Below are 13,593 nucleotides of genomic sequence, written 5' to 3' on the forward strand. Positions count from 1 at the left end.
CGGTCCACCTCCGCGAAAGCCCTCGCGGCCGCTCCGCGGCCGCTCGCCCTTTTCATGTCCACCAGGGCGTGGCCAGTGATGGCATCGAAGGTCCGGATCGTCATCGATCCACCTCACCGAGCACGATGTCGAGGCTCCCGAGCGCGGCCACGAGGTCGGGCACGTACTCGCCCTCGGCCATCTCCGGGAGCGTCTGGAGGTTCGAGAAACACGGCGAGCGGATCTTGAACCGCGCCGGCTTGTCCGTGCCGTCCGACCGGATGTAGATGCCGAGTTCGCCCTTCGCGCCCTCGACCGCGCGGTACACCTCGGTGTCGTCCGCCGGCTTCAGCGTCCGGGGAACGTTCGCCTGGATCTCCCGATCCTCCTCGGGCCAGTCCTCGAGGAGGTCGATACACTGTTCGATGATCTTCGCGGACTCCTCGACCTCGCGCATGCGCACGAGGAGGCGGCTGTAGTTGTCACAGCCGTCCTCGGTGACGACGTCCCAGTCGAGTTCGTCGTAGTAGCCGTACGGGTCGTCCCGCCGGAGGTCGTAGTCGATGCCGGAGCCGCGGGCGACCGGCCCGGTCGCACCGTAGCTCTTGGCGACCTCGGGCGGCAGCACGCCCGTGCCGACGGTCCGCATCTGCAGCACCTCGTTCGAGGAGATGAGGTCGTGGTACTCCTCGAGCGCCTGGGGGAGCTCCTCCAGGAAGTCGCGGGTCTTCTCGAAGAACTCCTCGCGGGGCTCGGGCAGGTCCCAGACGACCCCGCCGAGCCGGAAGTAGTTGAACATGAGCCGCTGGCCGGTCAGGTCCTCCAAGATGTTCTGGGCCTTCTCGCGGTCCCGGATCGCGTACATGAAGATGGCGGTGAAGTCGCCGTACACGTCCAGCGCGAACGTCCCCACGGCGAGCATGTGTGCGGCGATGCGGCACAGCTCCGCGCCCATCGTCCGGATCACCTGCGCGTACTCGGGCACCTCGATGTCGGCGAGATCCTCGGCGACCCGCGCGTACGCCCACTCGTTCAACAGCCCCGCCGAGATGTAGTCCCAGCGGTCGGGGTAGGGCATGATCTGGTGGCGGTAGGTGCCGTTCTGGCACATCTGCTCCTCACAGCGGTGGAGGTAGCCGATGTCCGATTTCACGTCGGCGACCTGCTCGCCGTCGAGCGTCGTCTCCAGGTGGAGCACGCCGTGGGTCGCGGGGTGGTGGGGACCGATGTTGAGGAACATCGTGTCCGCGTCCGTTCCCCCTTCCTCGCGCGTGTCCTCCTGCAGCGGGTTCGCGTGTTCGCGCAACGGGACGACCTGCGGTCGGTTCTGGTCGTACGACTGCGAGAGCGGGTGTCCCTGCCAGGTTTCGGGGAGCAGGATGCGGCGGAGGTCGGGGTGGTCGTCGTACTCGATGCCGACGAGGTCGTACGCCTCCCGCTCGTGCCAGTCCGCGGTGCGGAACACCGCCTCGCCCGACTCGGAAACCGGGTTTTCGCGATCCGTGGGGACGACGACGCTGACCTCCTGGGTCGGGTCGTCGTACTTCCTCAGGTGGTAGATCGACTCGAACCGGTCCTCGTACTCCTGGGCGGTCACACACGAGAGGTGGTCGAAACCGGCCTCCGTGCGGAGCGTCGAGAGCACGTCCTGCACCTCGTCGGGCCGCACGACGTAGCCCGGCGCGTTCAGATGCTCCTCGCGTCCGATGACGTGCTCACCCAGCAGGGCCGCGAGTTCGTCCGGCGTCTGTTCCGCGAGCGCCCCGTCGGCCGCACGCGGATCGGGTTCTTCGAGGCTCATTAGGGTGAATCAGCCCAGTTGTACCGCATGACGAGGTCCTCCTCGTCGATGTCGTCGGCGAGCTGGTCGATGATCTCGTCCCGGTCGAGGTCGCCGAACTGTTCGAGCTCGTACGGCTTGACCGTCACCGGCGAGGACTCGCCGTTGGCGATGCGCTCCTGCAGCTTCACGACCCCGTAGACGAGCGCCTCGGGACGGGGCGGGCAGCCGGGGACGTGGATGTCCACCGGGATGACCTCCTCGGCGCCCTTGATGACGTTGTACCCCTCCTGGAACGGGCCGCCGGAGATGGTACACGAGCCCATGCCGACGACGAACTTCGGCTCGGGCATCTGGTCGTACACGCGCTTCATCCGCGGGGCGAACTTCGAGACGATGGTGCCCGGCACGATGATGACGTCCGCCTGGCGCGGCGAGGCGCGCGGCACGCCCGAGCCGAAGCGGTCGAGGTCGTGTTTCACCCCGTAGGTGTGCATCATCTCGATGCTGCAGCAGGCGATGCCGAACTGCAGCATGAACATCGACGAGCCCCGGACCCAGTTCATGAACTTGTCGAACTTGGTGAGGATGAACGGGGAGGAGCCGAACGCCTCCCGGAGCTTCGAGTTGAAGCGGTCGTCCTGCCCGGCCATCCGCGCGTCGCGGGTCTCTGTCAGTACCTCGGAGTCGTCCGTGATGAACGGTCTGTTGTCGCTACTCATGATTGACGCTCCGTCTTCCGTCGGGCCGCCCGCGGGCTCTGTGCCCAGCTGACTGCCCCCTGCCGCCACGCCCACACGAGCCCGACGACCAGCACCGCGATGAACACCAGCATGGGGAGGAGCACGTCCGCCAGCGGGACGCCCGCCTCCAGCGCGGAGCCGTAGATGACCGCCCACGGGAACACGAGGACGGTCTCGATGTCGAAGACGACGAACAGCAACGCGACCATGTAGTACTGGATGTTGAACTGGATGCCGATCGCCGACTCGGTGGGAATCTCGCCGGACTCGTACGTGGCGCTTTTCCCCTGTTCCGGCACGGTCGGGCGAAGGATCGCGGACGCGGCCATCATCCCGAGAGGGATGCCCACGCCCATCAACGCCAACGCGCCGATAGCTATCCATGGATTCATTCCGGGTTCTCCTATCGTTCGTGGCTAGTCGGGGGGCGCTAATAAGCGTTGATAAGCGCCGCCCGCGGGTGGACGGACGCCCGGCCGAAGCGCACGAACCGCCAACCGACTCGTCAGGGCGTCACGACGGCCCGGAACCGGACGTCGCCGTCGGTCATGCGGCGGTAGGCCGCCCCGACGTCCGGAAGGTCGAACGTCTCGACCGCCGGCACGACGCCGCGGCGGACGCCGAACGCGAGCGTGTCCTCGGCGTCCCGTGGGGCGCCGGACGGCCACCCCGAGACGCCCGCGCGGTTCGTGGCGAGGTGCCCCACCGCGACCGAAACCGGCTCCTCGGGAACGCCGACGGCGACGACCTCGCCGTCGGTTCCCAGCCCCTCCACGACCTCGGCCACCGGCTCCCCGGCCGGCGCGGTCGTCAGGACGAGGTCCGCACCGCCGAGGTCCCGCAGCGCAGCGGCGGGGTCCTCCGCCTCGCTGTCGACGAAGTGGTCCGCGCCGCGCTCCAGCGCCGCCGACCGCTTGTCGGTCCCGCGGGAGACGGCGACCGTCTCGAAGCCGGCCTCGTGGGCGTAGCTGATCCCGAGGTGACCGAGGCCGCCGACGCCGACCACCGCGACCAGGTCCCCGACGCGAGCGTCGCCGTTCCGGAGGGCGTTGAACGACGTGAGCCCGGCACAGAGCAGCGGCGCCGCCTCGACGCTGGAGAGGTCAGCCGGAACCGCGACCAGCGCCTCCGCCCGGGCCAGCGTGTACTCGGCGTACCGCCGTCACGGTGGAGTCCGGTGATCGGCTTGTCCGCACAGCGGACGAAGTCGCCGCGTCGGCACGCCTCGCAGGTGAAACAGTGCCCGCCGTGCCAGCCGACGCCCACGCGCTCGCCCGCGGTCCACGCCGACACCCCCTCACCCACGGCGTCGACCGTCCCCACGATCTCGTGGCCGGGCACGCGCGGGTACTCGACCGCGGGGTTCCCGTCGAGCACCGCGTCGTCCCCGCGGCACATGCCACAGGCCTCGACCGCGATCCGGACCTCCTCCGGTCCTGGCTCGGGCACCGGACGCTCGACGAGCTCGAACGAGCCGCCGGGTTCGGACACCGCCGCCGCACGCATCGTCTCCTCGGGCATACGTCGAGCCGCTGGCTCGCGTGACTTAGCGGTTCCCTGAATCCGGCTTGTGTACCGGGACTGGCAGTTTCCGTGACGGTCCCGAAGTCGGCGACGACCGACTGACCGCCTAGTGGACGATTGGCCGCCTGAGGGGGGAATGCTCTGCTACCGCCGCCGCTCCCTGAAGCCGTCGACGCCAAGGTCGTGCAGTTCGCGCGACGTTTCGGCGACGTCCCCGACCAGGGAATCGTGGTACGCGAGCAGTTCCTCGCGTAGTTCCTCGTGTTCGCGCGCGAGAATCTGTGCCGCCGACAGGCCCGCGTTGAACGACTTGCCGGCGTCGACGGCGACGATGGGCGCGCCGGTCGGCATCCCGATGACCGAGTCGACGGACTTCTCCTGAACTGGAACTCCCACCACGGGAATCGGGTACGCGATGCTCGCGGTCATGTTCGGCAGGTCCGCGGACTTGCCGCCCGCGCCCGCGACGATGACGTCGAGCCCCCGGGGGGCCGCCGTCTCGCCGTAGGCGTACATCAGTTCGGGGGTCCGATGGGCCGAGACGACGTACGTCTCGTAGGTGAAGCGCGCGGCGGGCGCGTCGTGGAAGTCGGTCTGCTCGGCGAAGCCGAGTTCGGAGAGCGCGTCGAACGCCCCCTGCATGACGTCGAGGTCCGAGTCCGACCCCATGATGATCCCCACGTCGGGGGTGGCCGCGGGGTCGGCGTCGCTCCCAGCCTCCGATTCGAGCCGGTCGATGAGGTCCTGGACGGTCGTCATTGGTTGGCGTGGTCGGTGAACGTGAGTCGTTCTCGGAGGTCGCGCGCCGCCGCGAGCAGGTCGTCGGTGTCCGAGTCGGCGTCGGTCAGCGTCACGTGACCCATCTTGCGCAGCGGGCGCACTTCGTGTTTACCGTACCAGTGCAGGTGGGCGTTCGGCACGGAGAGGGCACGTTCGACGCCGCGGAGCCGTGCCGGCTCGGGCTCGTCGACGTCGCCGAGCACGTTCGTCGTCACGGTCGGCGCGCGCGCCTCGGCCGGCGCGAGCGGCCACCCGAGCACGGCGCGGACGTGCTGTTCGAACTGCGAGGCGGTCGCGCCCTCGATGGTCCAGTGGCCCGAGTTGTGCGGGCGCGGGGCGACCTCGTTGAGCAGCACGTCGCCGCCGGCGGTTTCGAACAGTTCGATGCCGAAGACGCCGCGCCCCTCGAGCGTGTCCAGCGCGTCGAGCGCGACCTCGCGGGCGCGCTCGGCGACCGCGTCGCTCGTCCGCGCGGGAACGACCGTCTCGCGGAGAATTTCCGCCTCGTGGACGGTCTCCGTGAGGGGGAACGCGCGCACCTCGTCGTCGCCGCGGACGCCGATCACCGCAACCTCGCGCTCGAAGCCGATCAGTTCCTCGGCGAGCGCGCCGCCGGTTTCGGCACCGACCTCCGCCAGCGCCGCCCCGTAGTCGTCGCCGCGTTCGACGGGGCGGTTGCCGCGACCGTCGTAGCCGCCGGTCCGGGCCTTGAGCATGACGCCCTCACCGGGCAGTCCCTCGACCGCGTCCGCGAGGTCGTCGGCGTCGTCGACGCGGACGAACTCCGGCACCGGCACCCCGGCGTCGGCGAACGCCCGGTTCTGCACGAGTTTGTCCTGGATCGTCCGGAGTGCGTCGGGCGAGGGATGGACCGGCACGTCCGACTCCTCGTGGACCGCAGCGAGCACGTCGGGGTCGGCGAGTTCGATCTCCAGGGTCAGCGCGTCGGCCCGTTCCGCGAGCGCCCGCACCGCCTTCGGGTCGTCGAACGCGCCTGCGACCTGGTCGGCGACGCCCGCCGCCGGGCAGTCCGGCGTCGGGTCGAGCACGACCACGTCGACGCCGAGCGGCGAGGCGGCCTCCGCGAGCATCCGGCCGAGCTGCCCGCCGCCGACGACGCCGAGCGTCGGGCCGGGACACGTCGGGTTCACGGCCGCTGCTTCGGCATCTCCGCGAATAAATCTTACCAACTGTACCTGAATGTGTGCGCGTTCGTGTGTACTCCGTGCGGTCGGAAGCGCCGGGCGTCGCTCGCGGCCACGGTCCTCGCCCGCGGCCTCAGGCTTCGCCCGCGGCAGCGCGCGCGTCGGCCAGCGCCTCCTCGTCGAACAGGAACACGATGTCCTCGCCCCAGAGCTTGAACGGATGCTGGCGCGCCTCGTAGCCCTCGTAGCGCTCCGTGAGGTCCTCGCGGTCCCGGGGCATCGCGATGATGACGGGCGGCGGGTCCTGCGGGAGGTCGTCGTAGCGGGCCGAGGGCGGCGTCGACTCGATCTCGGCCTCGGAGAGCTCCAGATACCACGGGAGCGGCAGCCGCGAGTGCCACGCCGGACCGCCGGCCGGCATCCGCTCGTCGCTCGACTCGTTGGCGACGTACAGCTCCTCCTCGCCACCAGCGGTCTCGGAGCCGACGAACAGCACGTCCGTCCCCTCGTTGTACTCGGCGACGAGCCGCGCGTCCGCGAGCGTCGACTCGATCTCGTTTGCCGGCTGGGACCACTGGAGCACCTCCTTGTCCTCCTCGGTCGAGGCGTTCCAGTAGTCGGCGTTCGCGGCCGCGACGCCGCCCGCGGCGGCGAAGATGACCAGCCCGGCGAGCGCGACCCCCGCGACGTCCTCGAACGCGAGCGACCGGTCGAACGAGTCGAGCACGCTCGTCACGCCGACGGCGGCCGGAACTGAGAGCGGGAGCACGATGTGAACCGCGGCCCAGGGCGCCTCGATGTCGGTCGCCACCGGGTAGCCGACGAGCGACGCGACCGCCCAGTAGGCCGCGAACGCGACGACCGGCCGGTTCCGGCCGCCGTAGCCGTCCGCCAGGAAGCCCAGCGCGGCGAACACGACGACGACGCCCGAGCCGTACACCAGCGTCACCCCCAGATCGTGCAGGTATGGGACGTAGTTGTGGCCCGAGTGGGTGCCGGATGCCCACGTTCCGTAGAAGCGCTCGGCGGGGGGTACGGTCGCCTCGTAGAGGAGTTCGCCGGGCGGCACGGTCCCGGAGAGGGCGTTCCAGAGCTCCGGCCGGGGCGCGTAGAAGAACGTCACGACGGCGAGGAACGTGCCGACGACGCCGACCGCGACGAGCGGGACCCAGATCGCCACGTGGCCGAGGAAGCCGGCTTCGGGCGCGAACGGGCCGATTCGGCCGCCGCGCTCCCCGACCCGGGATTCGATGGCGTCGCGGGTTCGTCGCCCCGCCGTCCAGTCGCGGGCGAACCGGACGAGGGAGACGGCACTGCCGGCGGCGGCATCGAGCAGGGTGTCGGCGTTCCGGGACGAGCGGACGAGGTAGTGGTCCGCCAGCAGGAACGCGCCGCCGGCGAAACACAGCAGGTAGAGGAGCGCGTTCTCCTTGGCCGCGAAGCCGAGCGCGATCAGGACCGCCGCGGGGAACAGCGGACGGACCCGCCGGCTGTCGTAGGCGTGGACGGCCAGCGCGAACGCGCCGAACGAGAACGCGCCCACCAGCACGTCGCCGCGCATGAACCGCGAGTAGTAGAGCAGCAGCGGGTCGAGCGCGAGGACGGCCGCGAGCGCGACCTGCTCGCGCCCGGAGAGCCGCGAGTGGAAACAGAGCGCCGCGAGCGGGAGCAGCCCTCCCACGACCGCGACGGGGAGCCGCGCCGCGAAGTCCGAAGCGCCGACGAGATCGAACAGGACGTTGTTGACGACGGGGAGAAACGGGCCGTGGATGATGGGACGGTAGAAGAACTCGCCCGTCGCGTCGAAGCGGAGGATCCAGTAGCCGACGCGGCCCTCGTCCCAGTGGAACACCCGGCCGCCGAGGTCGACGACCCGGAGCAGCAACGAGAGCAGGGTGACGAGGACGACCCCCTGCGTGGCAGGCGAGCCCGGGAGTCGGTCGGTCAGTCGCGTGGCGGCGGAACGATCGGGGCTGTGGCGGTCGGCGGGGGCTGACGTGTCGCCGTGTTCGCCGGAGGGCGCGTCGCCGGCCGCCTCGCTCATTGCCGCTTCCTCGCGCGCCCCCGGTAACAACTCTTGTGATTGCTGCTGTTCGGTGATCTCGTGGGTGGAATCGCGAATGGAGGACTGATGGTACACTGAGTGTATTTCCGCGTCGCTAGACCGGCTGTTCGGTGGCAGACCACTACTGCTGGCGGTGATTTCGGCCTCGCCCTCCCTTACCTCGGAGCGAGCTCCTCGGAACTCACCCTCGTGGTTCGAAAGACGCCAGGGCGTCTTTCGTCAGTACGGGAAACCGACGGTTCCCCGTCAGCGGTCGGATTCCGTCGGAATCCGACAGCATCACGAAAATCTTCGATTTTCGAACGACTGCGCTCGCGTGAGCAGCCGCTTGCGATGCTCGCTCGCAGGCTCGCTCCGGTGCTCACCCCTCGCGCGCATCCGGCGGGCACTCACCGAGACCTGCGGTCTCGTGAGATCACCCTCGCTCGCAGGCTCGCTCGCGTGAACGGAGGCCCGTCAGCACGCGCCGACCGCACTTGACCGGACGAGCCGCGTGGCGCGCGGCGGTCAAGCGCCAGCGAGACCGCTCGTGCGAGGGACGAGCACCGCAGCGACTGAGCGAAGCGAAGGAGCGAGGAGCGCAGGAGGCTGGGGAGGGTGAGGCGCGGTGCCGTGCGGTGGGTGGGACTGAAAGGGGCCGCGGCTGTCGGCGACGCCCGGTGCCTCAAGCACCGCAGGGAGCGAACGGAGTGAGCGACCGAGGAGCGCAGAGCGTACCACGCGAGCCGACAGCCGCGGGGGCTTTCGAGGCGTGCGTCATCCCCATAGACCAAGCGTGTGAGCTGGCAGCCGCGGGGGCTTTCGAGACGTACGACACAGTAGCCAAACGTCCACAGAAGCTGACAACCGCCGGGACGTTCGAGGCGGCCCACGCCGAGTTCGGAACGACACCGAGCGCGACACCCCGTACCCGACAGCAACGGGCCAGTCGAGAAGCCCGATAAGCCAGCTTCGGAACCCTTACGCCCGAAACCCCCACACGTCCTACAATGAGCGACGAACCGGTCGTGCGCGCGGACTCCCTCCACAAGTCCTACGACGACACCGTCGCGCTCGCTGACGTCTCCCTCGCCATCCCCGCGGGCGAGGTGTTCGGCCTCATCGGTCCGAACGGGGCCGGGAAGACGACCCTCGTCAGGGCGCTGACCGGCACCACGAGCGTCGACGGCGAGGTCCGGACGTTCGGCGTCGCGCCGACCGACGCCGACCGCGGGCGGGTCGGCCTGCTCCCGCAGGAGTTCTCACCGCCCGAGCGCCTCACGGCGCGCGAACTCGTCGCGTACTACGGCGGCCTGTACGACGACGACCGCAACCCCGATTCGGTGCTCGCTGACGTCGGCCTCGCCGACGCGGCCGACACCTGGTACGAGGACCTCTCGGGCGGGCAGAAGCGCCGCGCCTGCGTCGGCATCGCGCTCGTCAACGACCCCGACCTGCTGTTCCTCGACGAGCCGACCACCGGAATCGACCCAGCCGGGCGGCGCGCGCTCTGGGACCTGCTCGACGGGCTCGCGGCGGGCGGCACCACGGTCGTGCTGACCAGCCACTCGATGGACGAGGTCGAACGGCTCGCCGACCGCGTCGGCCTCCTCCGGGACGGACGGCTCGTCGCCGTGGGCTCTCCCGGCGAACTCGTCGCGGAGCACGGCGGCCCCGCGCGGCTGGTCGTCGGCATCGGCGAGCCGGCCAACGCGACCGACACGAACGGGGCGGCCGGTTCGAGCCCCGCCGGCGACGTCGGCGCGGACGCGCTCCGCGGGGCCGGCTTCGACGTGGAGGCCGGCGCCGACGAACTCGTGGTCGAGGGCGTCACGCCCGCCGACCTCGGACGGGCGGTCGCCGCGCTCGACGGGACCGGCGTCACCTTCGAGTCGCTGACCTGGACCGAGCCGTCCCTGGAGGACGTCTACCTCCGCCTCACGGGCGAGCAGTTCGAGGGGGCGGTCACCCCCGGCGCGAGCGTCGTGGACGGCGGTGCCGACGCCGGCGCGAGCGAACCGGACCCGGCGACCACGCCCGGGACGGAGGTGGGCGAGTGAGTCGCCTCCGCCGGGTCCGGGCCGAGGCGACGGCCGCGTACCGCTCGTTCCTCCGCCGGAAGACGGCCGTCTTCTTCACGTTCTTCTTCCCGGTCATCCTCGTCGTCATCTTCGGCGCGCTGGTGACGACGCGGCCCGGCGGCGGTGGGCTGTTCGCGGAGCCGGCCGCCTACTACGTGCCGGGCTACCTGGCGACGGTCGTGCTGTTCACGCCGCTCTCGCGGGTCGGCTCCGAGATCGCCCGCCACCGCGACGGCAACCGGTTCGAGAAGCTAGCGACGACGCCGCTGTCCCGCGGCGAGTGGCTGCTCGCCCACACCGCGGTCAACGTCCTCATCATCGGCGTCGCGTCGGCGCTCATCCTCGCGCTGACGCTGCTGCTCACGGGCGCGAGGATTCCGGTCACGCCGGCGCTCGCGCTGCTCGTCCCGCTCGTCGTCGTCGGCGTCGTCCTCTTTTGCGGGTTCGGTGCGGTGCTCGGCAGCCTCGCGGACTCCCAGGACGGCGTCATCGCCGCCTCGAACACCATCGCGCTCCCGCTATTGTTCCTCTCGGACACGTTCGTCACGGGAGACCTGCTGCCCGCGTGGTTCGCGCCGGCAGTGAACCTCTCCCCGCTCACCTACTTCGCGCGCGGGGTCCGGGGCGTCACGTACGCCGTCGACGGGACGCCCTACGCGCCGCCGCTGGGCGTCGCCGGCAACCTCGCGGTGCTGACCGCGCTGGCGGCCGTGTTCTTCGTCGCCGGCGCGTACGCGATTCCGCGGACGGACTGACGCCGACCCCGCGTCCGCCGTTCGGCCGGTCCCACGCCGTTCCGGCTCCTTCGTCCCGTTCCGGCTCGACCGCGTCGTTCCGGTTCCTTCGCCCCGTTCGGACCCTTCCGCCCGGCGAGCACGGCGTAGCTTCTTGTCGACTCCCGTCCACCAGTCCCCATGAGCGGGCGCGAACCGGACGCCGAGGTGCTCGTCGTCGGTGCGGGGCCGGGCGGCGCGACCCTGTCGTACCTCCTCGCGCGCAGCGGCGTCGACGTGACGCTCGTCGAGCGCGAGCGCACCTTCGAGCGGGAGTTCCGCGGGTTCGGCTGGAGCCCCGGCGTCATCGAGCTGTTCGACCGGATGGACCTGCTGGCGGACCTGCGGGAACTCGACCACGACGTCGTCACCGCCGGCGCGGGGTCGCTGTACGGCGAGCGCGTCGAACTGTTCGACGTCGATTCGCTGGACGCCGAGCATCCGTACATCATGATGATGGAGCAGCCGACGCTGCTCGAACTGATCGTCTCGCGGGCGAGCGAGTACGACGGCTTCACGTTCCGGCCGGCGACGACGGTCACCGGACTCGTCGCCGAACGGGAACAGGTCACCGGCGTCGAGGCCCACGACCGCGCGGCCGACGAGGACGTGACGCTCCGGGGACGGCTGGTCGTCGGCGCGGACGGCCGCTACTCCCGGGTCCGCTCGGCCGTCGGCATCGACGCGGGGCTGTTCGATCCGATCCTCGACCTCGTCTGGTTCAAACTCCCCGTCGAGGACGCCGACCCGGCGAGCGACACCCAGGCCCACGTCGCTCGGGACGGCATCCTCGTCTCGTTCGGCACCGGCGGCGGCGAGTACCAGATCGGACTGCCGATCCTCGCCGGCACGTACCCGGACCTCAAGCGCGCCGGCATCGGGGCGTTTCACGACCGGGTCGCCGCCATCGCCCCGGAGCTCCGACCCGCGCTGGAGGAACACGTGTCGAACTACGGCGACTGCTCGCTGCTCGAGGTCGCACCCGGCATCGGCCCCGACTGGGTGCGGGACGGCCTCCTGCTGCTCGGCGACGCCGCACACGTCGCATCGCCCATCGGCGCGCAGGGGAACCCGCTGGCCGTCGCGGACGCGGTCGCCGCGCACGCGACGATCACGGAGGCGCTGGAGCGGTCCGAGACGCCCCTCCCGGCCGGCGCGCTCGCCCGGTACGAGACGAGGCGTCGACCCGCCGTCGAGGAAACCATCGGGCTCCAGCGCCGCGCCGAGCGCGCGATGGGGCTGTTCCTCCGGTACGGCCACCACGTCCCGCCGTCGCTGGCGCTCCGGGGAGCGAAGGCGGGCGCGGGGCTGCTCTCCCGCTCGCGGCTGCTCCGCAGTGGCATCGAGCGAATGGCGCTGGGGGCCGCGGACGAACCGGTGGACACGACGCGGTTCGTCGACTGAGCCACCCAGGAGGCCCGTTCGTCCGAACCGGTGGCGACCGGCCCCGCGGATCAGCGGATCGGAACGCCGTCGGCGGTGTCGGGCCGCTCGCGGAGTTCGACCGGGACGGTGACCTCGCCGCCGACGCCCTCCCGGAGCACCGTCACGTCCACGGATTCGCCCGGCTCGGTGTCGACGATGAGTCGCCGGATGAGCTCCTCGCCGGACCGCACCGGTTCGTCGTCGAGCGCGACGACGACGTCGCCGCCGACGGGCACCTCGCGGCCGCGGACGCGGGTCGTCCGGTCACAGCCCCGGAGCCCCTCGTCGCCGGCCTCGACCACCAGCACGCCGCCCGGTTCGGGGAGCCCGTTCGCCTCGGCGACGGCGGGCGTCGCGTCCAGGGTTCTCGCCCGGAGGTACGAGTGCCGGTAGATGCCGTCGGCGACGAGGCCGGGCACGACCCGGTTCACCAGCCGCGCGGAGACGGCGAAGCCGATGTTGTCCCCGCCCGTCGCGCGGTTGACGCCGACCACCTCGTACGCCGCGTCCGAACCCGCCGCGTCCGGGTCGTCGGGATCGACCGCCTCCCGGGACGCGAGTGCGACGAGCGGCCCGCCGCTGTTGCCGGGGTTGATGGGGGCGTCGGTCTGAACGACGTCGGGGATGGCGAAGCCGCCGCGGGTCGACATCGACCGGTTCACGCCCGAGACGATGCCGGCCGAGACGGAGCCGTCGAGCCCCATCGGGTTGCCGAGCGCGGCGACTGGTCGGCCGGGTTCGGGCACGTCCTCGGCGACGGCCAGCGGCGGCGCGTCGGCGGGGAGGTCGGGAACCCGGACGACGGCGAGGTCGGTGTAGGCGTCGCTGCCGACGACGCGCCCCGCGCGCCAGCGGCCGTCGGCGAGACGGACGTGGACGTCGTGCTCGTCGCGCACGACGTGGTCGTTGGTCACCACGTGGCGCCGGTCGTAGACGAACCCGGAGCCCGCGCCGCGCGAGCCCGCCGATGAGCCGACGTAGATGGAGACGACCGAGGGGGCGACCGCGTCGTAGAGCCGCTCGAAATCGAGTGACTTGGAGGTCATCCGCTAGTGTATGCGCCCGACTCGCATACCCCGCTCGCGGTCTGGGTGATGTGGCGCACGACCGAACTGTCAGTGGGGGTCAGGTTGAGTTCGGATTTTGGTTCGTCTGTACCGCCTCGAAAGCCCCCGCGGCTGTCGGCTCGCGCGGTACGCTCTGCGCTCCTCGGTCGCTCACTCCGTTCGCTCCCTGCGGTGCTTGAGGCACCGGGCGTCGCCGACTTACGGGAGAGCACGCTCTCCCGAATTCACGGGCGCAAGCGCCCGTGAACGCCG

General features: G+C 71.0%; 10 protein-coding genes and 1 pseudogene. 3 read left to right on the plus strand and 8 right to left on the minus strand.

What is annotated here, in order from left to right; translation table 11 throughout:
* Positions 1 to 100 precede the first annotated feature (100 nt).
* The 7 genes and pseudogenes from RJT50_RS04210 to RJT50_RS04245 form a co-directional block, all read right to left on the minus strand.
* Positions 101 to 1,780 carry an NADH-quinone oxidoreductase subunit D gene (locus RJT50_RS04210; protein ID WP_313694369.1) on the minus strand — a complete coding sequence of 560 codons (1,680 nt, stop codon included), beginning with the start codon at positions 1,778 to 1,780 and terminating at the stop codon, positions 101 to 103.
* Positions 1,780 to 2,481, minus strand: coding sequence for an NADH-quinone oxidoreductase subunit B (locus RJT50_RS04215; RefSeq protein WP_313694370.1), 702 nt, complete (start codon positions 2,479 to 2,481; stop codon positions 1,780 to 1,782). Before RJT50_RS04215 ends, RJT50_RS04210 begins: the two co-directional genes overlap by 1 nt.
* Entirely contained in the window at positions 2,478 to 2,894 is a 417-nt protein-coding gene (locus RJT50_RS04220; RefSeq protein WP_313694371.1) for an NADH-quinone oxidoreductase subunit A, read from the minus strand. Before RJT50_RS04220 ends, RJT50_RS04215 begins: the two co-directional genes overlap by 4 nt.
* Before the next feature lie 113 nt (positions 2,895 to 3,007).
* A pseudogene (locus RJT50_RS18650) lies at positions 3,008 to 4,008 on the minus strand (alcohol dehydrogenase catalytic domain-containing protein).
* A gap of 162 nt (positions 4,009 to 4,170) precedes the next feature.
* The gene (gene purE, locus RJT50_RS04235) at positions 4,171 to 4,785 is read right to left on the minus strand and encodes a 5-(carboxyamino)imidazole ribonucleotide mutase (protein WP_313694374.1); all 615 of its coding nucleotides are present in this window, start codon (positions 4,783 to 4,785) and stop codon (positions 4,171 to 4,173) included.
* On the minus strand, positions 4,782 to 5,957 hold the full coding sequence (locus RJT50_RS04240; protein ID WP_313694375.1) for a 5-(carboxyamino)imidazole ribonucleotide synthase: 1,176 nt from the start codon (positions 5,955 to 5,957) through the stop codon (positions 4,782 to 4,784). The genes purE and RJT50_RS04240 overlap by 4 nt, the downstream gene beginning before the upstream one ends.
* A gap of 127 nt (positions 5,958 to 6,084) precedes the next feature.
* Positions 6,085 to 7,995, minus strand: a complete 1,911-nt coding sequence (locus RJT50_RS04245; protein WP_313694376.1) for a flippase activity-associated protein Agl23 — start codon at positions 7,993 to 7,995, stop codon at positions 6,085 to 6,087.
* A 1,010-nt stretch (positions 7,996 to 9,005) separates the two neighbouring features.
* Here RJT50_RS04245 and RJT50_RS04250 point away from each other — a divergent pair.
* The 3 genes from RJT50_RS04250 (at position 9,006) to RJT50_RS04260 (ending at position 12,253) form a co-directional block, all read left to right on the plus strand.
* Positions 9,006 to 10,055 carry an ABC transporter ATP-binding protein gene (locus tag RJT50_RS04250; protein WP_313694377.1) on the plus strand — a complete coding sequence of 350 codons (1,050 nt, stop codon included), beginning with the start codon at positions 9,006 to 9,008 and terminating at the stop codon, positions 10,053 to 10,055.
* The gene (locus tag RJT50_RS04255) at positions 10,052 to 10,831 is read left to right on the plus strand and encodes an ABC transporter permease (RefSeq protein ID WP_313694378.1); all 780 of its coding nucleotides are present in this window, start codon (positions 10,052 to 10,054) and stop codon (positions 10,829 to 10,831) included. Before RJT50_RS04250 ends, RJT50_RS04255 begins: the two co-directional genes overlap by 4 nt.
* Positions 10,832 to 10,990: 159 nt before the next feature.
* Positions 10,991 to 12,253 carry an FAD-dependent monooxygenase gene (locus tag RJT50_RS04260; protein WP_313694379.1) on the plus strand — a complete coding sequence of 421 codons (1,263 nt, stop codon included), beginning with the start codon at positions 10,991 to 10,993 and terminating at the stop codon, positions 12,251 to 12,253.
* Between the two features lie 50 nt (positions 12,254 to 12,303).
* On the opposite strand, the gene RJT50_RS04265 is transcribed toward RJT50_RS04260, so the two are convergent.
* A complete protein-coding gene (locus RJT50_RS04265; RefSeq protein WP_313694381.1) occupies positions 12,304 to 13,320 on the minus strand; it encodes a S1C family serine protease in 1,017 nt (338 codons plus the stop codon).
* Between the last annotated feature and the right edge of the window lie 273 nt (positions 13,321 to 13,593).

Origin of the sequence: Halobaculum sp. XH14 (genome assembly GCF_032116555.1) — an archaeon.
In the GTDB taxonomy this organism is placed as follows: Archaea; Halobacteriota; Halobacteria; order Halobacteriales; family Haloferacaceae; genus Halorarum; species Halorarum halobium.